The sequence below is a fragment of the Leifsonia sp. C5G2 genome, assembly GCF_013359685.1.
GTDB lineage: Bacteria > Actinomycetota > Actinomycetes > Actinomycetales > Microbacteriaceae > Leifsonia.
In genome coordinates this window covers 97,481-121,254 of record NZ_JABFMV010000010.1, presented here as the reverse complement: position 1 = coordinate 121,254, position 23,774 = coordinate 97,481, and the positions used below count along the sequence as shown (strand labels likewise).

The window sequence follows — 23,774 nt, the reverse complement described above, 5'->3', positions numbered from 1 at the left end:
GACCGCAATAGGCGGCTGGACACAGATGCGCAATATTCTGTGTTCCATGCACGCAGCAGGTTCGGTCAGACGGGTTGCTTCCTGTGCGGTCGTCGTCGCGCTGCTCGCCGGGCTCACCGGGTGCTCGTTCATCGCAGACACCCTGCAGCGGAAGACGACTCCGGCCGAGAACCACAAGTACCAGCGGATCACGGCGGTGAATACCAAGAAGTACTGGCCCAACATCGATGTCATCACCTTCGTCGAAGAGGGGAGCTTCCTCGGTTCCGGGACATGGTCGGCCAACGCTGTCGTCACGATCGACGGCAAGGACTATCGACAGATTCTCGGGCCCTATTCCGGCGGCGGGGAAGACTTGCCACTTCCCGTGGCGGGGCAACCGTCGTCATCTCTAACGGTGAACTACAGCGACGGCAGTTCGGAGGTGATCGGATGACGACCTCTGTCGCATTCGGCCGCCAGATGGGTGGCCGAGGAAGAAGAGCGATGCTCGCTGGCGTTCTCGTCGGCTGCTTGTTCGCTGCGCTCACTGGCTGCTCGCTGATTGGAGACGCATTGCAACGGAAGACAACTCCGGCCGAGAACCACAAGTACCAGAGGATCACGGCAATCAACTTCAGAGAATTCCAGCCTGACGTCGAGTCGATCGCTTTCACCAGAGAGGGGGGTTTCCTCGGCTCCGGTCAGTGGTCAACCAACGCCGTGGTGACAATCGATGGGGAGGACTACCGAGCGATTCTCGGACCGCACGTAGTCGGAGGCGAACCATGGCCTGATCCGACGGCCACTAGACCCTCGCCGGTTCTCGTCCGCTACAGCGACGGCACGACGGAGGAACTTCCGTGACGACAGCCGAAGACTACGCATCTATTGCCGACTGGGTATACCAAGCGGACCCGCTCGGGCCGAAACCAACCACCTTTGCCGGTGATGAGTTCTTCACGGACAGTGACCGATCGAAACAGCGTTGGAAGGTCGTCAACGTCTCCTCGAACGTCGAGACCGGCTTCCAGGGCATGGCGGTCGTCCCCGTGGTGAACGGCGTCGAGGACTGGTCGCGCGTCTCGATCGCGTACGCGGGGACCAATTTCAGCGACCCGCACGACGTGTCGGCGGACGCGGGCGTGATGATCGGGACCCGGATCGCCCAGATCGACGATGCGATCGAGTTCGCCGCGAAGGTCAAAGAGCTGACGCTCAAAAAGCATCCGGAGGCGACGTTCGAGACGGTGGGTCACTCGCTCGGAGGGTATCTCGCCCTGCTGGTCGCCGCGGAGAACCGGTGGTCGTCGGCGGCGTTCAACGCCCCCGATGCGTGGCGGCTCATGTCGAAGGAGGCCAGGAAATGGCTGGCGGAGTGCAACGCGGCGGGCACGAACCCCCTGAAGAACTGGGTCAACAGGTTCGATCCCGTCGGCAACGGGCTCGGCAATCGGTCGGGGGCCGCGATCTACGTCGATGATGAGCCCAACCGATCCGTGCCCGAATACCACAGCCTCGGCGAAGACGCCGACGGCAACCCCCTGAGCTTCCGGTTCGATGCCGGCGGCGGAATAGTCGGCGCGGGGGTCGACCCCGTGGACCGGGGTGTCCTGTTGTACAACCTCGGCTTGACCGGCGCCGCGCAGGCCGCCTGGCAGTCGCAGAAGAACTCCCCGTACCCGAAGGTGCTCGTGGCCCAGGAATCCGCGACGGCGCTCGCGGCGAGCATCCGGGACCTCTCCAAGCCGCTGAACGACATCAAGAAGGTGAATGCCGGTGTGGTCGACAGCATGCAGGAGGCGCTCGACGACGCGCGGGCAGCCCAGATGCTTCACGGACCGTGGGTCCGCCAGCAGGACGTGGAGAACTGCGTGCGGGTGCACAGCCTGGAGGTGCACGAGAACATCGACGCTGACGACCTCGCCGCCGTGAACAAGCAGATCGATCGCCACCTCGAGCTGGTCGAGGCGCTGCACGACGGTATCCGCTCCACCGTGGTCAACGCGCTCATCCACGACGGTCGGGCGGCGGCGGGTTTCCGCGGACAGTAGCGCGACAGTGACAGGAAGGAACCGATGAACAACACCAGCGTCCCGAGCGGATCGATAGCGGACTACTTGCGCGCAGGTCCCTCGGCCGCTCGCACGAGCAATGACGACTTCCTGGCCTGGCTGGACGGCCAGCTGCGCCACGCATCCCAGGCGATCATCGACGCGAGCATGCCCCCGGATGTCCGCCAGCGCTACAGCCTGGTGAAGTCCGACGCCGCTCGAAGGATCGGCGAACATGCCGAGACCATCCGTCGAGCGCTCGCCGACGCGAAGATCGACGAGGTGCTGGCGGGTGCGGTCGCGGAGAAGGTGCGCTCCGGCATCGCCGAGCTCAGCTCGAACGGCGACTACGCACGGGCTGTGAAAGGGACGGGCCGATGAGTCACAACTCGCTGGCCGAGCTCGAGGAGTCCCAGGATCGCGAACGTCAGGCGGCCCGGCGGGCCGTCGGCGAGGCGGAACAGCGCTTGGAGCACTATCGCTCGACGCTGAACGCGATGTTCGAGTCCTCCCACCGCCTCGCCGTGAGCCTCGGCGTTGCCGATCACGACGGTTTTCGAAAGGTGCTCCAACGACTCGTCGACGACACCGACGAGCAGGTTCGGGATGGCAGCCGGATCGTTCTCGAATTGGACGAGGACCTCGGCAGGCTCGCGCTGCGGCACGAGGAGCAGCGCGAGGACTTCATACGGGCCCAGCGGCCGTAGCCGCGACCGCACCGACGGTCTCCTGCACCGCGCGCTCGACGCCGTCGAGCCCCGAGGAGGAGCGGATGGCGCGGCCGATGCGCGCGCTGCGCTCCGCGTACGCGGGGTCGTCGAGCACGGTCCGCACGGCGGTCCCGACGGCCGCGGCATCCGGCCGGTTGGTCGCCAGCTTCACTCCGACGCCCGACCAGGCGACGCGGGCCGACACCTCGGTCTTGTCCTCGGTCGTGCCCGCGACGACCACCGGGACGCCGTGCTCCATGGCGTAGTGGATGCCGCCGTAGCCGCCGTTCGTGACGTACACCGCCGTGCGGGGGAGCAGGCGGTCGTACGGCAGGTACGGCGCGACGCGCGCGTTGGCCGGGAGGTCGGCCCCGAGCTCGGAGACCGGACGGCCGCCGGTGCTCGCCACCACCCAGACGTCGGCGCCGGCGAGGGCGCGGATGGTCGGCAGCACGAGGTCCCCGAAGTCGCGGTTCGCGACCGTGCCCTGCGTGACGTGCACGACCGGCCGGGCGTCGTCGAGGTCGGACCACCAGGCGGGAAGTGCGGTCTCCGACGCCTGCGTGCGGGAGACCGGGCCGACGAAGTGCACCGGCACGCGCAGGTCGGTCCGTGGGTACTCGAACTCCGGCACGGTGAACTGGATGACGCCGTCGGCGTGCGACGGCCAGTCCAGCACGAAGCCGGGCAGGCCCGTGCCCGCTTCGAGGCCGACCCGGACGGCGGCGCGCTGCACCGGCGCGAAGACGACCTTCTCCGCGACCGCGGTGAGGGCCGCGTTGCGGAGCCGGCCGAGCCTCCCGGGCCGGGGCGGGACGCCGAGGCCGAACGGGGCCGTATCCCTGCTCTTGAGGCCGAGCGGCACGATCCCGAGGTTGAGCAGCGCCGGGCGCTCGGACCGCGGACGGCCGGCGAGCAGCGCAGCGCCGAGGAACAGGCTCTCGGCCAGCACGGCGTCGATGCCGAGCTCCCGGACCACAGCGTCCACCGCGACCAGCTGGGCGCGTGCCGGCCGCAGGAAGATCTCGGTCATGTCGAAGCGGATTCCGGCGGGGCCTGTCAGCCCGACCCGGCCGGGGAAGGCGGCATCCATGTCGGTGTCGTCGTAGTCGGCCTCGACGGGCAGCCGCAGCACGTGGGCGCCGGTGGCGGCCGCGCGGTCGAGGTAGCGCTCGCCGGTGAGGAAGTGGACGCGGTGGCCGCGCTCCACGAGCGCCCGGCTGACGGCGAGCAGGGGAGTGACGTGCCCGTGCACCGGTGTGCTGCACAGGAGGATGTCGAGGGGACGGCGGGACATGCGGTGGACCTCTTTCGGGTAGAGTCGAATAAACGTCAACAGTATTCACTACACATGGAAGGTAGTCAATAGTGGCCGGCACCCGTCCTTACCGTTCGACGCTGCGACAGGAGCACGCGCAGCAGACGCGCCGACGCATCCTGGAGGCCGCCGCGGCGGTGTTCTCCGCCCGCGGCTACGCGAGCGCCTCGCTGGCCGACATCGCCTCATCCGCCGGGGTGTCGGTCGAGAGCGTCAAGGTGCACGGTCCGAAACGGGCGCTACTGCTTGCCGCCTTCGAGCTGACCTTCGGTGGGGAGGCGGGCGAGTCATCGCTCACCGAGCGTCCCGAGATCGCGGCGATCGCGGCTATCGACGACCCGGATCGCATGCTCGCCGAGCTGGTGCCGTTCATCGCGGCGGCGAATGCGCGCACGTCCGGGTTGTGGGCGACCTTCACGGCGGCCGCGCGCGACGATTCGGAGGTGGGCGCGGTGCTCGCCGCACTGCTCGGCCGCCGCCACGCCGACTATGGGGCGATGGTCGCGCTACTGGGGGAGCGCGGCCTCCCGGCGATCGCGCGGCTCGACGAGGCCGGCCGTCGCGAGCTCGCCGACGCGCTCTCGTTCGTCATGTCTCCGGAGGGCCACCAGCAGCTCGTCGGCGAGAGCAGCTGGAGCGACCAGCGCTACGCGACCTGGCTGCTGGCGGCGGTGCGGACCCTCATCGCGGCCGCGTGACGGGCGCCACGGGCGTCACGGCAGCTGGTGCGGCGCCGACGGGATGAGTCCCAGCGGAGCGACCCAGGTCGCGTCGCCCTCGGTGTTGAGCGCGTAGCACTGCCACCCCGGGCCGAGTGGACCGAACAACTCGAAGCGGGCCGAGGCTCCCGTCGAGTCCGGCTCGTAGTGGCGGCTGTAGACGCCGCAGGTGTAGTCGGCCGTCTGCGTCTGGATGCTGACCGTCAGCAGGACGCCGGGGAGCACGAGCGCGGTGAGCGCGACGAACACGAAGACGCGGCTGGCGACGGTCATCGTTCGCCCGCGCAGGGGCCGCTCGTCCTGCGGTTCGTACCCTGCCAGCTCCGGGTGGTCCTCGTAGCTCACCCCTCCATCCTCTCTCTCCCCAGCCGTCGAGTACACAAGAAGTGCACGCCGATCGGGTGATCGGCGTGCACTCTTCGTGGACTCGACGGTGGGTGAAGCTCGACGGTGGAGGGAGGGTCAGTGCGAGGAGCCCTCGGTCTCGATCTCGGTGCGGTCGCCGGACCACAGGGTGTGGAAGGTGCCCTCCTTGTCGACGCGCTTGTAGGTGTGAGCGCCGAAGAAGTCGCGCTGGCCCTGCACGAGTGCGGCGGGCAGGCGCTTCGACGCGAGCGAGTCGTAGTACGACAGTGCCGCGCCGAAGCCGGGCACGGGGACCCCGGAGAGCGCCGCGGTCGACACGATCCGGCGCCAGGCGTCCTCTCCCTCGCGCACGGCGTCGGCGAAGTACGGCGCCTCGAGCAGCGTCGCGATGTCGGGGTTCTCGTCGTACGCGTCGGCGATCCGGTTGAGGAACTGGGCGCGGATGATGCAGCCGCCGCGCCAGATCTTGGCGATGCGGTCCTTGTGGATGTCCCAGCCGTACTTCTCGGCGCCCGCGATGATCGCGTCGAAGCCCTGCGCGTATGCGACGACCTTCGAGGCGTAGAGCGCCTTGGACACGTCGTCGGCGAACGCCTGCACGTCCGCCGCCTTCTGCACCTCGGGCCGGGACTGGACCGTCGCCTGCACGGCCGCGCGCTGGTTCGGCTTGGACGACACTGCCCGGGCGAACACGGCCTCCGCGATGCCGCCGACCGGCACGCCCAGGTCGAGCGCGTTCTGCACGGTCCAGACGCCGGTGCCCTTCGACCCGGCCTGGTCGAGCACGATGTCGATGAACGGCTTGCCGGTCTCCGCATCCACCTGGCGGAGCACCTCGGCGGTGATCTCGATCAGGTACGACTCCAGGTAACCGTTGTTCCACTCGGCGAACACGTCCGCGATCTCGGCAGGCGAGAGGCCTCCGACCGTGCGCAGCAGGTCGTACGCCTCGGCGATGAGCTGCATGTCGGCGTACTCGATGCCGTTGTGGATCATCTTCACGAAGTGGCCGGCGCCATCGGTGCCGACGTGGGTCACGCACGGCTCGCCCTCGGCGACCGCGGCGATCGACTCCAGGATCGGGCCCAGCGTCTCGTACGACTCGGCCGAGCCGCCCGGCATGATCGACGGGCCGTTCAGCGCGCCCTCCTCGCCGCCCGAGATGCCGGCGCCGACGAAGTGGATGCCGGTCGGCGCGATCCGCTTCTCGCGCTCGATCGTGTCGTGGAAGTTCGCGTTTCCGCCGTCGACGATGATGTCGCCCGGCTCGAACCGCTCGACCAGCTGGTCGATCACCGCGTCCGTACCCTTGCCGGCCTGCACCATGATGATCGCCGTGCGCGGCTTCGACAGCGAGGCGACGAAGTCGTCGATCTCCTCGGAGCCGACGAAGCCGGCCTCCGGGTGCGACTCCATCAGGTCTTCCGTGCGCGCGAAGGTGCGGTTGTACACCGCCACCGTGTTTCCCTCGCGCGAGGCGAGGTTGCGGGCGAGGTTCGACCCCATCACCGCGAGCCCGACGACTCCGATGTTGGCGGTTGCTTCCTGTGACACGTGATGCTCCTTCGTGGTGCCGCGGCAGCCGGGAGGCCGTCCGCCGCGACGGGTGTGGTCCGGGGTCAGCTCTCTTAGCTGGTGGCAAGAATCGAGCAGTCCTCCCAGCGTAGCGCGGCCGGGCGGGCGTCGAGTCGCGCGGCCGCGATCGGGGGATACTGTCCTGACGGCCCGAGTGGAGGAGACGGTGTGCGGCGACCGCAGGTGGTGGTGATGGGGGTGTCCGGCTCCGGAAAGAGCACGGTCGGCGAGCAGGTCGCGGAGCTTCTCGGCGTTCCGTTCGTCGACGGCGACGCACTCCATCCGGCCGCGAATGTGGCCAAGATGGCCTCCGGCGTCCCGCTGACCGACGACGACCGCATCCCGTGGCTGCGCGCGGTCGGCCGCGCGCTCGCCGAGACCTCGCCCGAGGGCGCGGTGGTCGCGTGCTCGGCGCTGAAGCGCTCCTACCGCGACCTGATCCGGTCTGAGGCCCCGGATGCGCTGTTCGCCGAGCTCGACGGCGGCCGTGCCCTGCTCGCCGACCGGATGGCCGCGCGCCCGGGGCACTTCATGCCGGTGTCGCTGCTCGACTCGCAGCTGGCGACGCTGGAGCCGCTGCGGCCGGAGGAGCACGGCCTGCGCCTCGACGTCTCCCGTCCGCCGGCCGAGCTCGCGGACGCGATCGCGGCGGCGGTCCGGGCGACCGCTTAGTCAACGTCGCGCCCGGCGGCGAGCGTCGCCAGCTGCGCGGCGAAGGCGGCGGCATCCACCCCGTCGAAGAACGCCGCGTCGGCCGCCTCGACGTCCGCGGTGGCGCGCCGGGCCGCTGCTGCGCCGTCCGGGGTGGCGCGCAGCACCCGGGCCCGGCCGTCGGTGGGATGCGGCAGCCGCTCGACCAGCCCGGCGCGCTCCAGTGTCCGGAGTACCTGCGAGGTCATCATGGGATCGGTCGCGGCGAACGCGGCGAGGTCGACCTGCGTGACGAGGCGCTCCGGCTCCTTGTCGCCCAGCCAGGTGAGGGAGGCGAGCAGCACGTACTGCACGTGCGTGAGCTCGTGCGGCGCGAGAGCGGCGCGCATCGCCGCCTGCCAGCGGTTGGTCACGCGCCAGAGCAGCAGGCCGGGGCTCTGCGATGCGGCCGGGAACCGGCTGCCGAGGCCGGCCTCAGGCACGCGCCGTCGCCGCCGCCCGCTCTTCCGCCGCCCGCAGCAGCTCGGCCATGGCGACGGGGAAGTCGCCGGCGATCTGCGGGCCGAGCTCCGGGCCGGCCGCCTCCGCTCCCGCTCCCTCGATCTCGAGCGTGTGAGTGACGCTCGTGCCGCCGTCGGGCGTCGCCGTGAGGGTGTGGCGGAACGTCAGGGCCAGCTCGCCGAAGACCGTGCGGTCGGCGCACACGTGCTCGGGCTCCAGCTCGACGATGGTGGACGTCATGGCCTCCTGACCCTGCGGCGTCACGGTGACCTCGGTGCCGACCGCGAACGGTCCGTGCAGCTCGAACGCGTCGCTCGAGGGCCCGAGCGGGATGCCGCTGTGCAGATCCCGGAGCGCCGACCAGACGGCGGCGGCGGGGGCGGTGGTGGTGGCGGTGTGCTCGGTGGTCCACATGGCTGATCCTCTCGGCAGATTTACTAAGCGCGCTTAGTGTATCCGGATCGGGTAGACTCGGCAAGAACTTCGGCGAGGGATGCTCCACAGCATCCGTGATCGACGCGGTGGAGCAGGCTACGCAGTCTTTCCTCGCGCACTTCGATGCGTTCGAGTCGAACAACACCAACACTGCGGGCCTCGCGGCTCGCCCGACAGCCGGCCTCGCGCCGGCGAGGAGACACCATGGCTACGGAAGAGTCCAACAAGGTCAGCGCCGAGAAGCGCGACAGCTTCGGCAAGGGCGCGGCCCGCAAGATCCGCGCCGTCGGCAAGATCCCGGCCGTCATCTACGGCCACGGCACCGACCCGGTCCACGTGACCCTCCCGGGCCACCAGGTCTCGCTGCTGCTGCGCAAGGCCAACGCGGTTCTGGACCTCGACATCGAGGGCGCCTCGCAGCTCACGCTGGTGAAGGACGTGCAGAAGGACCCGGTGTCGCAGATCATCGAGCACCTCGACCTGGTCGTCATCAAGCGTGGCGAGAAGGTCACCGTCGAGGTCCCGGTCCACGTCGAGGGCGAGCCGTTCTCCGGCACCATCGCCGTGCTCGACATCCCGACGCTGAAGCTCGACGTCGAGGCCACCCACATCCCGGAGCGCATCGTCATCGACGTGACGGACGCCGAGGAGGGCACCCAGTACCACGCGAAGGACTTCGCCCTTCCGGCCGGCGCCACCCTCGCCGAGGACGAGGACCTCCTCATCCTCAACATCGTCGTCCCGGCCGCCGCGCGCGCCGAGGACGAGGAGACCGAGGCTGCCGAAGAGGCCGCCGAGGCCGAGGCCGCCGAGAGCGCCGCGGAGTAACTCCCCCGATGGCCGCTCCTCTCCAGCAGGACAGGCCCTGGCTCGTGGTCGGGCTCGGAAACCCCGGGCCCGGCTACGCGGCCACCCGTCACAACGTGGGCCAGATGGTGCTCGACGAGCTCGCCTCGCGCGGCGGTCTCACCTTCAAGACCCACAAGACGAACGCGACGGTCGCCGAGGGTCGCCTGACCCCCGGCGGCCCGCGGCTCGTCCTGGCCAAGCCCAACACGTACATGAACGTGTCCGGCGGGCCGGTGTCGCAGCTGCTGCGCTTCTACTCGCTCGATCCTTCGCGCCTGATCGTGGTGCACGACGAGCTCGACATCCCCTTCGACACCATCCGCCTGAAGCACGGCGGAGGGCACGGGGGGCACAACGGCGTCCGCGACGTGATCGCGGCGACGGGCAGCGGCGACTTCACCCGCGTCCGGGTCGGAGTCGGCCGCCCGCCCGGCTCGTCCGCCGCAGCCGACCACGTGCTCAAGGCGTTCTCCGCCGCCGAGCGCAAGAACCTCCCGATCCTGGTCTCCGACGCCGCCGACGCCGTCGAGGAGATCACGTCGGCCGGCCTCACCGCCGCGCAGAACCGCTTCCACGCTCGCTGACGCGCCGCGCGATTGGTGACGAGTCAGCGGGTCAGGCGGGCGGCAGCGTGGAGACCACGCACGCCAGGTAGACGGCGAACGAGACGATCGGCGCCGCGACCGAGACGATGATCCCGACGATGCCGAGCGGTCGGCCGCGCTTGGTCGCGACCGCGACGATCCCCAGCACGAGCGCCAGGATGCCGAGCGCGGTCCCGACGAGGATCTGGGCCACCATGAGGATGCCGACCGGCGCCAGACTCGCCGCCTGACCCGCAGGCAGGTCGCTGGAGTTGTAGGAGAACCCGGCGCCGGTCCGCGTCGCGAACGGACCGATCGAGACGCCGACGACGGCCGACGCGATCACCGAGAGCACGAACAGCGGGATCGCGATGAGCATCGACGTGAGCCCGAGGGCGCGCGAGCGCGGCGCCGGGGGCTGCGCCGTCCAGCCGACGGCCCCGGGGTAGTCCGGTGCCGCGGACAATCCGGGACCCGGCGGGTATGTGGGGGCGGGGACGTAGTCGGGTGCAGGGGCGTACCCGTGCGAAGCGCTCTGCCCGGGGGCGGGAGGGTACGCGGGGGCGGAGTGCGGCGATGGAGGGACGAACCCGGACGCGGCCCGAGGCGCCAGGGACGGTTCTCCCGCGCTGCCGGCGGGCCCGACGTCCGCGGACGTCACGATCGGCTGAGGCGGAGGGGGTCCATTCGACGCGCCTGCGCTCTGGTCGGGGTCGGACATCGCACTCCTTATTGCGCCAGAACGGGCGCACCTCGCCTCGGTCAGTCGCCGGAGGACTGCGCCCGAGCGTAGTGGATGCGCGGCTCGATGAGACATCCACTGTCCGGATCCGCTCCTGGTCCCGGTACAGGCCGGCGTCGGCGTCATGGACGCGACCGCGCCGCGTCTATATGGGCAGAAGCAGTTCTTCATCGCGATGCCGCGCCGCAACCCTGTCTTTCGGTCGCCGAACAGGGCTCCCTAGTCTGTGCGCATCCGAGGCCCGTATTCCGAGGAAATTCATCATGGCACGTCATCAGGATCCCCCAGCAGAGAGCGTCGGCAGCGCTCTCGGTCGGTTGCTCGGGCGGGGGTGCGCTGCTCATGATGCGTGAACTCAAACCGCGTTCCCGGCGCGCGAGGGCCTGGAACATCGCCCTCTCCGTAGGTGCCTGCGCCGCCATCGGTGCTCTGGTCGGGGCGATGATCTTCCCCCAGTACTTCTCGGACGCCGCCACAACCGCAGCCGCGAAGTCGGCTTCTCCCGCGGCTGCGGCGTCGTCGCCGACTTTGAAGGACGACACCTTCACCACACCGCAAGGGCAGGCGACCACGATCGACGTCCTGGGCAATGACGGGGACCTGTCGAAGTACACCGGCGTGACCATCTCGGCGATCAACGGCACGGCAATCGTCGTGGGGGGATCGGTAGCGGTGACGGGCGGCACGGTCGTTCTGAACGCGAACAAGACGCTGACGTTCACCCCTAACCCGGGCTTCTCGGGGCCGGTGGATTTCTCGTACACCATCAGTGCGGACGGTGAAGTGCTGGCCGACTACACCTTCGACGACGTGACGCCCGGAGTGGGAGTAGCCCCGCCGGGGCTCACACCGGATGCGGCCACCGACGATTGGGGAGTAGAAGAGGGGACCGGGGTGGGCGGAACCCAATCGTTCTTCGGCGGCAACCTCCCGACGACCCCCTGCAGCGGGCCCGGAACTGTCGCGTGTTCCCAGATCAGCACGTGGCTTTCCCGCGCCGACACGGTCGATCTCAACGACGGACCGCTCCGCCTGTCGGCTGACTTTTTCAACCGTGCAGCGCTCGCGCGCGACACCAATGAAAGCTATCTGTGGATCGGCTCCTCCGTGGCTGGGGCTCCCTTGGGGTCGCCGCCGCCTGGATTTGGTTCGATTCTCATCGGTCGGAGCACCAACGTCACCTACATTCGCGTATTTGACGGTACGGATAGCCACGACATTGCGAGCATTCCTGCCACCACACCAGACGACCAGTGGTACAACATGGAAGCCGAGTTCCGCACAGACGGCACCAATGTCTACGCCAGCCTCTGGTCCAACGGGACGCTCGTCCTCAGCGATGTCAACGTGGGCCCCGTCTCCGCCTTCTCCTGGCTGACTGACGCCTACTTCGGCATCGGTGTTGATGACCGTGCGGACAACTTCGGCGGTACGCAGTCGTTCCCGATCAAGGAGACCGCCCGGGTCACCGGGGTGGTCACCGTACCGGCGATCACTATCACCAAGTCGTCGAACCCCGCCTCGGGTGCGGCTGTCGAGCCGGGTCAGACGGTGGAGTACACGCTGACATACACGAACTCGGGCACCGGTGCGGGCCCGGTCGACTCGACCGACGATCTGTCCGATGTCCTCGACGATGCCGCGATGGTGGGCTCGATCACGGCCACGAACGGGCTGTCAGCGGTGCTCGCCTCGAACGACATGCTCCGTGTGACGGGCGCGTTGGCGGCGGGCACGTCGGCGACGGTGACGTACTCGGTACAGGTCAAGGCGAAGGCCGATCGCGCCAACAGCGATCTGGTGAACGTGGTGATCCCGGACCCGGGTACAGGCACGTGTGCTCCGGATGAGTGCACGACGAACCACAAAGTGGGGGACCTCGTCGTGACCAAGTCGGTCGATCCGGCGTCCGGTTCGGCCGTGAAGGCGGACCAGGAGCTGAACTACACGGTAACGTTCACGAACCAGGGCAACGCACCGGTCGCGGTGAACAAGCAGGACGACCTCTCGGCGGTTCTGGAGGGTGCGTCGGTCACGAAGACGCCGACGACGGACGATCCGGCCCTGTCGGTGTCCGGACTGTCCAACGGTCGGTACACGGTGACGGGTACTCTGCAGCCGAACACATCGGTGTCGGTGACGTACACCGTCAAGGTGCGTCCGGACGGTGAGCGGGACAGCGACACGCTGGCCAACTTCGTCGTCGACACGGGCGGCACTCCGCCCCCCACGTGTGAGACCACGAATCCGGTGTGCACCGTCAACTTCGTCTCGAACATCGTGGTGTCGAAGACGTCGAATCCGCCGACGGACTCCGCGGTGGTCGTGGGCGACCAGATCGACTACACCCTGACATTCGAGAACCTCGGCCTCGGCGCCGGGAAGGTCGATTCGGAGGACGACCTCTCGGACGTGCTGGACGATGCGCGGCTGGTCTCCGGCCCCACCTCCGATACGCCGGGTGTGACGGTGTCGTTGGACTCCGACAACGTCTTGCACGTCTCCGGGTCGCTGGGTGGCGGCCTGACCGCCAAGGTGACCTACTCGGTGGTCGTGCAGCCGGAGGATCTGCGGAAGAACTCGACCCTGAAGAACGTTGTAGTGCCGAAGGAGCCGCGGTGCCTGCCGGATCAGTGTACGACCACCAACACAGTGAAGGGCTTCTCCGTCCGCAAGGAAGTGAACACGGACGCGGCGACGCCGGGCCAGGAGCTGACCTATTCGATCACGGTCACGAATACGGGTGGCGTTCCCTACACGGAGGATGAGCCCGCGTCGTTGACCGACGACATCTCGGCGGTGGTGGATGACGCCACGCTGGACGAGTCGACACTGCCGCCGGGCATGACGTACGACGCGGCCACGAGGAAACTGTCGTGGTCGGGCGCGCTTCCGGCTGGCGGGCAGCCGCTCGTGCTGCGGTACACCGCGACGGTGAACAGTCCGATGACCGGGAACGGGACGCTCACGAACGTGGTGGTTCCTACCGCCACGGTGGGCGGGCACTGTTCGACGACCGCCGCCTGCACGACGACGACGCCAGTGAGGGCGTTCATGGTCTCGAAGTCGGCGTCACCGGCGACGGTGCTGCCGGGTGGTGTGGTGAAGTACACGGTTCGGGTGACGAACATGGGCAAGGTGCCGTTCACGGCTGCGGATCCGGCATCGTTCACGGACAACCTGAAAGATGTCCTGGATGACGCGCGCGTGGTGACGGAGACGCTGCCCTCCGATGTGGTCCTGTCCGGAACCACTCTCTCCTGGTCGGGCGCAGTCCCGGTCGGCCAGTTCGTCGACGTGGAATATGAGGTCAAGGTCGACGCCCCGAACGAGGGCGATCACCTGTTGACGAATGTCGTGATCCCGCCGGCAGGGTCGTGGTGCGATCCGACGGCGACGTGCACGACGACGACACCGGTGGCGCAGTTCCATGTGAAGAAGAGCTCGACCACGCAGCAGGTCGTCGCCGGCGCGGTGGTGCCCTACGAGATCACCGTGACCAACACGGGAGCGGTGGACTTCACCGCGGCGAACCCGGCCTCGTTCACGGACGATTTGTCGCAGGTGACGGATGACGCTGCCTACAACGGCGACGCGGCCATCGATCCGGTGGGCGCGGGAACGGTGACGGTGAGCGGCGACACCCTGTCGTGGTCGGGCGCGTTGCCGGTGGGCGACTCGGTGACGATCAGCTACACGATGACCGTGAACACACCGGCGACGGGGGATCAGACCCTCACGAATGTGGTGACGACGACCACGCCGGGCGGCAACTGCGCGACGGGTGCGGTGGATCCCGATTGCGAGGTGACGATTCCGCAGCAGCGCTTCGCGGTGTCCAAACTGGTGTCCTCGACGACGGCGCACCCGGGTGACGTGCTGACGTACACGGTGCAGGTGGCGAATCTGAGCGATCGGCCCTACGTGGCGCCGGATGAGGCGTCGTTCACCGATGACCTGACCCGGGTGCTCGATGACGTGACGGACAACGCGCTGGTGCCGGGGTCCGTGACTGCGGACATCGGTGCGGCCACCTTGAGCGGGAATACCTTGTCTTGGGCGGGGGAACTGGCCGCAGCCGGAAACGCGGGGGACACGGCGCTGATCACCTACCAGGTGAAGGTGAGCGAGAAGCCGGACGGGCGGGGCGACAGCACGTTGATCAACCGGGTGGCCCCGACGGCGCCGGGTGGTGAGTGTCTGACGGCGACGTCGTGTGCGACGACCACGGATATCTCCTCGTTGGTGATCTCCAAGCAGGCGTCGCCCGGGCCGGTGGTTCCGGGTGGGGCGGTGACGTACACGGTGAAGGTGACTAACAACGGGTTGGTCCCGTTCACCGGGCAGGTGCCGGCGACCTTCGAGGACGATCTGTCGGATGTGGTGGATGACGCCGAACTGGACCTGACCTCGTTGTCGGCCCAGACCACCTACGACCCGGCGACCCGCACCCTGTCGTGGGCGGACGCGCTGCCGGCCCAGTCCAGCGTGGACGTGACGTACACGGTTACTGTGAACGACCCGGTGACCGGAAACGGGATCCTGAAGAACATCGTGACCCCGCCGCCTGCCTTCCTGTGCAGCCCTGCCCCGGCGACCTGCGAGACCACGACAAAGGTGCGCGGGTACACGGTGGAGAAGAGTGTGTCGTCGACGACGGCATACCCGGGCGATGTGCTGCGCTACACCATCGTGGTGAAGAGCGTGGGCTCCGAGGGGTACACCGTGCCGGATGCGCCGGCGACGATCGTGGATGATCTCCGGGCGCTTGTGGATGATGCCCAGATCGTCGAGGACAGCGTCACGGGCGGCGCTCAGGTCTCCGGAAACACCGTGACCTGGGAAGGCGCACTCGCGCCGAAGGGGGAGGACGGCGACACGGTCGAGATCACCTATGACGTGAAGGTGGACGCTCCGGCGCAGCCGGGCGCGGACCGGGTGCTCGGCAACGTGGTGTCGCCCGGCTCCGCGGGCGGCTCCTGCCTCTCCCCGACCTCATGTGAAACCTCGACCGAGGTCGGAGTGTTCACCGTGTCGAAGTCGGTGAACACCACCACAGCGCGTCCGGGGGACACGGTCGAATACACCGTTCGGGTGGACAACCCGAGCACGGTTCCCTACACGGCGGCCAAGCCGGCCTCGCTCACGGACGATCTGTCGGACGTGGTGGATGACGCGCGCGTCGACACGGCGTCGCTGCCCGCGGGCGTGACGGTGGATGAGAACAACATCCTGCACTGGTCGGGTGCCGTTCCCGCGCAGGACCATGTGGAGTTCACCTACCGGGTGACGGTGAACGACACCGTGACCGGAGATGGGGCGCTGCGCAACGTGGTGTCCCCGCCGCCGGGGTACCGGTGCGCCACCGTCGACGGGTGCGCGACGACCACGAAGCTTCAGGCGTACACGGTCCAGAAGAGCTCGGACGCGCAGGGTCCCGTGACGCCGGGCGCCACGGTGACCTATCGGGTGGAGCTGACCGGCACCGGGCAGGATCCGTACACCGACGCCGACCCGGCGACCTTCGAGGACGACCTGTCCGACGTGGTGGATGACGCCACTCTCGACGTGGCGAACCTCCCAACGGGCATGAGCTACGACGAGGCGACGAGGAAGCTGACCTGGTCGGGCGCCCTCGGCGTCAACCAGACGCTTCCGCTCGAGTACACCGTCACGGTCAAGGGGCCGGTGGACGGCAAGCTGCCGGGCAACGGCTCGTTGAAGAACGTCGTCGTGGCACCGGAGGGCTCGGGCGGTGACTGCATCGCGCCGAACGCGTGCTCCGTGACGGACGACGTCAAGGCGTACACGGTCAACAAGAGCGTGGACAGGGCGAGCGTCTATCCGGGTGACAAGGTGGCCTACACGGTGCAGGTCACCAACGTCGGGCAGGTCGACTACACAGGCCAAGGGCAGGACGTGGCGAAGTTCGAGGACGACCTGTCCGAGATCCTGGACGACGGGTTCGTGGTGACGCCACTGAGTCCGGACCTGGTCCTCACCGGCAACGTGTTGACGTGGTCGGGCGCGCTGCCCAAGTCCGGGCAGCCGGGCTCCACTGTGAACGTGACCTATCAGCTGCAGGTGTCGAAGCCGACAACCGGCGACCTGCGTCTAACGAACGCGGTGGTCCCGACCGGTGACGGCGGTGGCTGCGTCAACGCCACCTGTCCTCCTCCGGTGATCACCGACGTCCAGCAGTATCAGGCGGTGAAGCAGGCGGACACCGGCGAGATCCTGCCCGGCGGGATCGTCACCTACACGATCACGGTCACCAACACCGGTCGGGTCGACTACACGGCGGCAGAGCCGGTGAGGTTCACGGACGATCTGTCCGACGTGTTCTCGCACGCCAAGCTGGTTCCCGGCTCGGTGATCACCGAGCCGGGCGGAGCGGGCACCGCCGCCGTGACGGGAGACGTGCTTTCGTGGTCGGGGGCACTCCCCGCGCCGGGCGAGGTGAAGATCCAGTACCAGGTGAAGGTGGACGAGGACGCGACCCCGGCGACCCAGTTGGTGAACGCCGTGGTGACGGAATCCCCGGGAGGCAACTGCGAGCCCGGCTCCACGGATCCGGATTGCTCCGAGATCATCCCGCGCGGTTCGTACCGCGTGGACAAGGCGGTGTCCTCGACGAGCGCCTACCCGGGTGACACGCTGATGTACACGATCCAGGTCACCAACACGGGGGACGTGGCGTACACCACGGACAAGCCGGCCTCCTTCGCCGACGACCTGTCGCGTGTGCTGGACGACGCCGTGGACGGCGAGCTCGTGCCGGGCTCCATCACCGGTGGCGCGGTTCTCGACGGAATGACACTGCGCTGGTCCGGGCCGCTGGCTGCCCAAGGTGATGTCGCGGGTGGGGACATCGTCCAGGTCACCTACCAGGTGAAGGTGAAGCCGCCCACAACGGGTGCGGATGCCGGAGACGGCGCCATGGTCAACACTGTGGTTCCGAACGGCCCGGGCGGAGCGTGCCCCGCGAACTGCTCGACCAGGACCGATGTCGGGTCGTATGCGGTCGCGAAGACCTCGTCGCCGTCGGGAGTGGCGCACCCGAACGATGTGGTCGCCTACACGATTCGCGTGGCGAACACGAGCCAGGTGCCCTTCACGGAGGACAAGCCGGCCTCGTTCACGGACGACCTGACTCAGGTCATGAAGAACGCGGAGGTGCTGCCCGAGAGCCTGAAGGTGGAGGGGAGTGCGACCGGCGGGGCGAACCTGAACGGCAACATTCTGAGTTGGTCGGGCGCGTTGCCGGTGGACGGCGAGGTGTCGGTCACCTACCAGGTGAAGCTGAACCCCAAGCTCGATCCGGAGCAGCCGCTCGTGAACGTGGCGGTGCCAGGACCGGACGGGTTGTGCAACCCTCAGGTCGAGTGCGAGAGCCGGATCGATCCGCAGGCGTTCGCGGTGAAGAAGACGGTGTCGCAACAGAGCGGTGCTGCAGGTGCTGTGCTGACCTACGCGGTCACGGTGACCAACATCGGTGCGGTCGACTACACGGCCGAGGACCCGGCGTCGTTCACGGATGACCTGTCGCAGGTGCTGGCAGTCGCGAAGTACAACGGGGACGCGACCGGGGGCGCCACTTATCAGGCGCCGATCCTGTCGTGGTCGGGGCCGTTGGAGGCGGGGAAGTCGGTGACCGTGACCTACTCGGTCACGATCGTGCAGACCACCGCGGGCACGGCGAAGAACATCGTCGTGACGCCGGGAGACACCGGGGGCAACTGTCCGCCGGCGTCGGAGGACCCGGACTGCCAGGTGACGGTGCAGATCGACGCGACTCCGGCCGCAGCGGTGCTCGCCAAGACAGGAGCGCAGCTGTCGGGCATCCTGGCCGGCCTCGGCCTGGGGGCCGCGGTCCTCGGACTGGGCGTCGTGCTGTGGGTCCGCCGCCGTCGTACCGGCGAAGCGTGACGAGCGCGCGGAAGAAATCGGTGAAGGGAATCATGACAGTTTCGACACGCTTGCTCCGAGGCCTGGCCGGGGGTGCTCTCGCCGTCACGTCGGCGGGGGTGCTCCTGGGCGGCGCCGCCCCGGCCGCGTTGGCGGACGCGCCTCCGCCCGGGCTCTCGATCCAGATCAGCAACGACGGGGACCAGGTGTCGCCGGACAGCGACACCACCTACACGGTCGAGTTCCGCAACCAGGGGTCCGAGGCCGTCGGCGGTCGGGTGACGCTGACCGCGCCGGGCTACGGCACGGTCACCAAGGCGGAGCCGGAGGCCAAGCTGACCGACACGACCGCGTCGTGGGATGACATCACGGTCGAGCCGGGCGCATCCGTGAAGCGGACCGCCACCGTGCGCATCGGGACCATCCCGAAGAACCTCACCAGGGTGACCACCCTGGCCGGGTTCTACCTGAGCGACGATTCCGCTGCACCGCCCGTGGTCCTCTCCTCGGATGCCGACCGGATTCCCGGGGTGGCGGAGCCCGGCAGCAGTCCTGTGCCGAAGTCCACCGCCGGATCCTCGGCGGAATGGTGGCTGTGGGCGGGTGTCGCCGGTGCGCTCCTCGTCGTGGCAGCGATCGCGTACGCGGCACTTCTCCTGATCCGGCGCCGGCGACGTCGCGCGGCGTCCCATGCGGCCCACCGCGGGCGACCGACGGATCCGGACGGGCGAACCGGAACGGCGGCGCAGACCGTCGACGACTCTCGCGCCGACCTGGCCGCTCGGGACAGCCATCGCGTCTGACGGGCACGGCGGCTCCGCTCAAAGGCGATTCCCGGTCGCCCTCCGGCGGAGCCGCAGGCAGCTCCCTGCTAAGTCCCACTCCGCCCGCGTACCGTGACCGGCATGCAGTTGTACACGCGCGAGTGGGGCACCGGCGACCGCTACGCCGTCCTCGTCCACGGAGTGATGTCGGACTCGCGCACGTGGCGCCGGGTGGCACCGGCACTCGCAGACCGTGGGTACCACGTGATCGCCGTCGACCTCCGCGGGCACGGCCACAGCCCGCGCACCCCGGAGTACACAGCCGAGCTCATGGCGCAGGACATCGTGGACACGGTGCCCGCCCGACCCGAACTGGTGATGGGCCACTCCCTGGGCGGCCTCACGGTCAGCCTCGTCGTCGAGCGGCTCGACCCGCAGCGCGTCATCTACGTCGACCCGGCGTTCTCGTGCCCGGCGACCAACGGCTTCCAGCGGTGGCTCGCGCCCGCGTTCCTCCGGACGCTCGCCCGGCAGTCCGCGGTCCGGATCGCCAAGCGCAACCCGCGCTGGGATCCCGCCGACGTCGCCATCGAGGTGGAGACCTTCAAAGCGTTCGACCGCGCGGTGCTGCCCGTGGTCGTAACCCCCTCCGCGATGCGAGCGCCCGAGGTGATGGCCGTGCCGTCCCTCGTCATGCTCGCCGACAACTCCCAGCTGGTGAAGCCCGAGCTCGCCGAGCGGCTGCGGGAGGACGGCTACGAGGTGCGGATCGTGCCCGGCTCCGGGCACGTCATCAACCGCGACGACCACGACGGCTTCATGAAAGCCCTCGAGGGCTGGATCTGACCCCTCCCACCCCTCGACCTGTCGGCGGTCCCCCGTAGAATCGACCGAGTGATACTGCAGGGTCTGGTCAGCGCGCTCGCGCGCGATTCCTCGTTCGGCGATGCGCTCGCCTCGGCCGCGCGCGACGCCGACTTCTCGCTGACCGACGGGCTGCGGGCGCCGCTCCTGGCGGCCCTCCTCCGGCGGCGCGCCGAGCAGGGCGCCTCTCAGGCCGTCCTGCTCATCACGGCGACCGGGCGGGAGTCCGAGTCGATCCGCGGAGCCCTGCCGTGTCTGATTCCGGATGCGGAGATCGTCGAGTTCCCGGCGTGGGAGACGCTGCCGCACGAGCGGCTCAGCCCGAGCCCCGAGATCGTCGGCAAGCGGCTGAGTGCATTGCGCCGCCTGGCCGACTGGTCGGCGGGGGAGCGGCGCACACCGTTCATCCTCGTCGCCTCCGTCCGCGCGGCCCTGCAACCGCTCGCGGACAACCTCACCGACTACGGCACGGCCGAGCTCTCGATCGGCGGCCGCGGCTTCGACCTCGGCGGCCTGGCCGCCCAGCTGGTCGACCTGGCCTACGCCCGCGTCGACATGGTGACGCGGCGCGGCGAGTTCGCCGTGCGCGGCGGCATCCTCGACGTCTTCCCGCCGACGGCCGACCACCCGTACCGCGTCGACTTCTTCGGCGACGAGGTGGATCAGATCCGCGCGTTCTCGGTGGCCGACCAGCGCTCCCTGCCCGAGCCGATCCCGACGGTCAGCCTGCCGCCGAGCCGCGAGCTGCTGCTGAGCGAGTCGGTGCGGCAGCGGGCGCGCGAGATGGAGCACGAGTTCCCGAGCCTGTCGTCGATGCTCGCGAAGATCGGCGAGGGCATCCCGGTCGAGGGGATGGAGTCGCTGGCTCCCGCGCTCGTCGACCGGCTCGTGCCGCTCACCCACTACCTTCCCGACGGTGCCGCCGTGGCGGTGATGTCACCGGAGCGCGTCGCCTCTCGCGCCGTCAGCCTCGCCGAGACGAACCGCGAGTTCCTCTCGGCCGCCTGGAGCGCCGCGACCGTCGGGGCGCAGGCGCCGATCGACCTGGCCGCGGGCGACTTCCTGACCCTGCAGCAGCTGAAGGACTCGGTGAAGTTCAGCCGCCCCGGTGCGCCGGCGCCCGACCACCCGTGGTGGACGATGAGCGGCTTTCAGGCGGACGACGTCCTGCCCGAGGAGCGCGAGCTCGAGGAGCACCTGCAGGTCCGCATCCAGGCCGAGGCCGTCCCGAGCTTCCAGGGCAACGTCTCAGGCGCCGTCGATCACGTGCGCTCGCGGCTGCGCGACGGCTGGCAGGTCGCTATCGTCGCCGCCGGCACCGGCCTGGTCGAGCGCGCCGCCGACGTCCTGGGCGAGGCGGAGCTCCCCGCGAGACCGGTCGACGAGTTCCCCGCCGAGCCGGAGCCGGGCATCGCGTACCTGATCAAGGCGACGGCCGAGCACGGCTTCGAGCTCCCCGGCATCAAGTTGGCGCTGATCAGCGAGGCGGAGTTCTACGGTCGCACCATCGGCTACGACTCGCGCCAGGTCAAGAAGCTCGCCGCCCGGCGCAAGAACGTGGTCGACCCGATGCAGCTCAAGTCCGGCGACTACGTCGTCCATGAGACGCACGGCATCGGCAAGTTCGTGGAGCTCACCCAGCGCGAGGTCTCCAGCGGCGGCCGCAACGCGGTCAAGTCGAAGCGCGAGTACCTCGTGCTGGAGTACGCGCCGTCGAAGCGCGGCTACCCGGGCGACAAGCTCTACGTCCCGACCGATCAGCTCGACCTCCTCACCCGCTACGTGGGCGGAGAGGCGCCGCAGCTGTCCAAGATGGGCGGAAGCGACTGGGCCGCGGCGAAGGGGCGCGCGCGCCGGGCGGTGCGCGACATCGCCGTGGAGCTGGTCAAGCTCTACTCGGCGCGCATGGCGAGCAAGGGCCATGCCTTCGCGCCCGACACCCCGTGGCAGCGCGAACTGGAGGAGGCCTTCCCGTTCGCGGAGACCCCCGACCAGCTGCAGACCATCGACGAGGTGAAGGCCGACATGGAGCGGCCCATCCCGATGGACCGCCTGATCTCGGGCGACGTCGGCTTCGGCAAGACCGAGATCGCGGTGCGCGCCGCATTCAAGGCGGTGCAGGACGGCAAGCAGGTCGCCATGCTCGTCCCGACGACCCTGCTGGTGAAGCAGCACGCCGAGACGTTCCAGGAGCGCTTCGCCGGGTTCCCGATCCACCTGCGGCAGCTGAGCCGGTTCCAGACCGACAAGGAGGCGCGCGAGACTCTGCGCGGCATGGCCGACGGCACGGTGGACGTGGTGATCGGCACGCACCGCATCCTCGCCGACGGGGTCACCTTCAAAGACCTGGGACTGGTCATCATCGACGAGGAGCAGCGTTTCGGCGTCGAGCACAAGGACGCGCTGAAGAAGCTCAAGACCAACGTCGACATCCTCGCGATGAGTGCGACGCCCATCCCGCGCACGCTCGAGATGGCGGTCACCGGCATCCGCGAGATGTCGACGCTCGCCACTCCGCCGGAGGACCGGCACCCGATCCTCACCTTCGTCGGCCCCTACTCGGACAAGCAGGTCGCCGCCGCGATCCGCCGCGAGCTGCTGCGCGAGGGCCAGGTGTTCTTCGTGCACAACCGTGTCGGCTCGATCACGAGCATGGCCGCCAAGCTCGCCGAGCTGGTGCCGGAGGCGCGCATCGGCGTCGCGCACGGCAAGATGAACGAGCACGCGCTGGAGCAAGTCGTCGTCGACTTCTGGGAGCGGCGGTTCGACGTGCTCGTCTCGACGACGATCATCGAGACCGGCCTCGACATCGCGAACGCGAACACGATCATCATCGACCGCGCCGACAAGTACGGCCTGAGCCAGCTCCACCAGTTGCGCGGCCGCGTCGGCCGCGGCCGCGAGCGGGCGTACGCGTACTTCCTGTGGGACGAGAACAAGCCGCTCAGCGAGACGGCGCACGACCGGCTCTCCACGATCGCCGCCAACAACGACCTGGGCAGCGGGATGCAGGTGGCGCTGAAAGACCTGGAGATCCGCGGCGCGGGCAACCTGCTCGGCGGCGAGCAGTCGGGCCACATCGCCGGCGTCGGCTTCGACCTGTACCTGCGCATGATCGGCGAGGCCGTGTCCACTTTCCGCGGCGAGGTCGCGGAGGGTCAGACGGAACTGCGGCTGGAGCTGCCGGTGGATGCGCACATCCCGGAGGAGTACGTCGACAGCGAGCGGCTGCGGCTCGAGGCCTACCAGAAGCTGTCGACGGCGAGCTCGCCGACGGCGAAGGACGGCCAGATCGACCTGGTGCTGGAGGAGCTGACCGACCGGTACGGCACGCCGCCCCAGGCCGTGACGAATCTCGTGGCCGTGTCGCGCCTACGTCGCGCCGCGCAGAAGGCCGGGCTCGGCGAGGTCGTCGCCATGGGCTCCAACCTGCGGCTCGCGCCGGCGATCCTGCCCGACTCGCTGCAGGTGCGCCTGCAGCGCATGTACCCCGGGTCGAAGTATCACGCCGCGCCGAAGGTCGCCACCGTGCCGCTGCCCCGCGTCAACGGAGAGGCCGTCGACGACGCCGCGCTGATCGGCTGGGTCGCCGACCTGCTGGGCGCGCTGTTCCCCGAGAAGGAGCCGGCCGCCGCCGAACGTGCCAGCTGACATCCCTGGGGCGCAGCACGCCGTCCTCCCGCGCCAGCTGACATCTATGGGGCGCAACACGCCGTTATGCGCGCGACGCAACGGCGTGTTGCGCCCCATGGATG

19 protein-coding genes are annotated in these 23,774 nt (G+C 69.1%); 13 read left to right on the top strand and 6 right to left on the bottom strand.

Annotated elements, in window-relative coordinates:
- Window positions 1-46: 46 nt before the first annotated feature.
- From HNO83_RS13965 to HNO83_RS13945, 5 genes are read left to right on the top strand one after another with little or no spacing between them, the layout of a single operon-like run.
- A complete protein-coding gene (locus HNO83_RS13965; RefSeq protein ID WP_175338114.1) occupies window positions 47-436 on the top strand; it encodes a hypothetical protein in 390 nt (129 codons plus the stop codon).
- Window positions 433-846 (top strand): hypothetical protein, encoded by a 414-nt coding sequence (locus HNO83_RS13960; protein WP_249776733.1) that lies wholly within the window; start codon window positions 433-435, stop codon window positions 844-846. Before HNO83_RS13965 ends, HNO83_RS13960 begins: the two co-directional genes overlap by 4 nt.
- Window positions 843-2,033 (top strand): Tle-like phospholipase domain-containing protein, encoded by a 1,191-nt coding sequence (locus HNO83_RS13955; RefSeq protein WP_349627213.1) that lies wholly within the window; start codon window positions 843-845, stop codon window positions 2,031-2,033. Before HNO83_RS13960 ends, HNO83_RS13955 begins: the two co-directional genes overlap by 4 nt.
- 24 nt (window positions 2,034-2,057) lie before the next feature.
- Window positions 2,058-2,414, top strand: coding sequence for a hypothetical protein (locus HNO83_RS13950; RefSeq protein ID WP_175338113.1), 357 nt, complete (start codon window positions 2,058-2,060; stop codon window positions 2,412-2,414).
- Window positions 2,411-2,740 (top strand): hypothetical protein, encoded by a 330-nt coding sequence (locus HNO83_RS13945; protein WP_175338112.1) that lies wholly within the window; start codon window positions 2,411-2,413, stop codon window positions 2,738-2,740. Before HNO83_RS13950 ends, HNO83_RS13945 begins: the two co-directional genes overlap by 4 nt.
- On the opposite strand, the gene HNO83_RS13940 is transcribed toward HNO83_RS13945, so the two are convergent.
- On the bottom strand, window positions 2,718-4,040 hold the full coding sequence (locus HNO83_RS13940; RefSeq protein ID WP_175338111.1) for a glycosyltransferase: 1,323 nt from the start codon (window positions 4,038-4,040) through the stop codon (window positions 2,718-2,720). The two genes, HNO83_RS13945 and HNO83_RS13940, sit on opposite strands and share 23 nt — an antisense overlap.
- A 71-nt stretch (window positions 4,041-4,111) precedes the next feature.
- Between HNO83_RS13940 and HNO83_RS13935 the strand changes: the two genes are divergently transcribed.
- Window positions 4,112-4,759: a TetR family transcriptional regulator gene (locus HNO83_RS13935; protein WP_175338110.1), complete on the top strand. Its 648-nt coding sequence runs from the start codon at window positions 4,112-4,114 to the stop codon at window positions 4,757-4,759.
- Between the two features lie 15 nt (window positions 4,760-4,774).
- Here the strand turns inward: HNO83_RS13935 and HNO83_RS13930 are convergent, their stop codons facing one another.
- Complete coding sequence (locus HNO83_RS13930) at window positions 4,775-5,125, bottom strand: hypothetical protein (RefSeq protein WP_175338109.1); 351 nt, start codon at window positions 5,123-5,125, stop codon at window positions 4,775-4,777.
- A 117-nt stretch (window positions 5,126-5,242) separates the two neighbouring features.
- Window positions 5,243-6,700 carry an NADP-dependent phosphogluconate dehydrogenase gene (gene gnd / locus HNO83_RS13925; RefSeq protein ID WP_175338108.1) on the bottom strand — a complete coding sequence of 486 codons (1,458 nt, stop codon included), beginning with the start codon at window positions 6,698-6,700 and terminating at the stop codon, window positions 5,243-5,245.
- A gap of 189 nt (window positions 6,701-6,889) precedes the next feature.
- On the opposite strand from gnd, the gene HNO83_RS13920 reads away from it, so the two are divergent.
- Window positions 6,890-7,393: a gluconokinase gene (locus HNO83_RS13920; RefSeq protein WP_175338107.1), complete on the top strand. Its 504-nt coding sequence runs from the start codon at window positions 6,890-6,892 to the stop codon at window positions 7,391-7,393.
- On the opposite strand, the gene HNO83_RS13915 is transcribed toward HNO83_RS13920, so the two are convergent.
- A complete protein-coding gene (locus HNO83_RS13915) occupies window positions 7,390-7,854 on the bottom strand; it encodes a MarR family winged helix-turn-helix transcriptional regulator (protein WP_175338106.1) in 465 nt (154 codons plus the stop codon). The genes HNO83_RS13920 and HNO83_RS13915 overlap by 4 nt on opposite strands.
- Complete coding sequence (locus tag HNO83_RS13910; RefSeq protein ID WP_175338105.1) at window positions 7,847-8,287, bottom strand: SRPBCC family protein; 441 nt, start codon at window positions 8,285-8,287, stop codon at window positions 7,847-7,849. The genes HNO83_RS13915 and HNO83_RS13910 overlap by 8 nt, the downstream gene beginning before the upstream one ends.
- A 225-nt stretch (window positions 8,288-8,512) precedes the next feature.
- Between HNO83_RS13910 and HNO83_RS13905 the strand changes: the two genes are divergently transcribed.
- Both HNO83_RS13905 and pth read left to right on the top strand, forming a co-directional pair.
- On the top strand, window positions 8,513-9,136 hold the full coding sequence (locus HNO83_RS13905) for a 50S ribosomal protein L25/general stress protein Ctc (protein ID WP_175338104.1): 624 nt from the start codon (window positions 8,513-8,515) through the stop codon (window positions 9,134-9,136).
- Window positions 9,137-9,144: 8 nt separating this feature from the next.
- Entirely contained in the window at window positions 9,145-9,741 is a 597-nt protein-coding gene (gene pth / locus HNO83_RS13900) for an aminoacyl-tRNA hydrolase (protein ID WP_175338103.1), read from the top strand.
- A gap of 31 nt (window positions 9,742-9,772) precedes the next feature.
- On the opposite strand, the gene HNO83_RS13895 is transcribed toward pth, so the two are convergent.
- On the bottom strand, window positions 9,773-10,207 hold the full coding sequence (locus HNO83_RS13895; protein ID WP_175338102.1) for a hypothetical protein: 435 nt from the start codon (window positions 10,205-10,207) through the stop codon (window positions 9,773-9,775).
- A 342-nt stretch (window positions 10,208-10,549) separates the two neighbouring features.
- Here HNO83_RS13895 and HNO83_RS13890 point away from each other — a divergent pair, with 342 nt between their 5' ends.
- The 4 genes from HNO83_RS13890 to mfd all read left to right on the top strand — a co-directional run bounded on the left by HNO83_RS13890 (window position 10,550) and on the right by mfd (window position 23,670).
- On the top strand, window positions 10,550-18,412 hold the full coding sequence (locus tag HNO83_RS13890) for a DUF7927 domain-containing protein (RefSeq protein WP_175338101.1): 7,863 nt from the start codon (window positions 10,550-10,552) through the stop codon (window positions 18,410-18,412).
- Between the two features lie 32 nt (window positions 18,413-18,444).
- On the top strand, window positions 18,445-19,194 hold the full coding sequence (locus HNO83_RS13885; protein WP_175338100.1) for a hypothetical protein: 750 nt from the start codon (window positions 18,445-18,447) through the stop codon (window positions 19,192-19,194).
- A 102-nt stretch (window positions 19,195-19,296) separates the two neighbouring features.
- On the top strand, window positions 19,297-20,001 hold the full coding sequence (locus tag HNO83_RS13880) for an alpha/beta fold hydrolase (RefSeq protein ID WP_175338099.1): 705 nt from the start codon (window positions 19,297-19,299) through the stop codon (window positions 19,999-20,001).
- 48 nt (window positions 20,002-20,049) lie between these two features.
- Window positions 20,050-23,670, top strand: coding sequence for a transcription-repair coupling factor (mfd, locus tag HNO83_RS13875; RefSeq protein WP_175338098.1), 3,621 nt, complete (start codon window positions 20,050-20,052; stop codon window positions 23,668-23,670).
- Window positions 23,671-23,774: the final 104 nt, after the last annotated feature.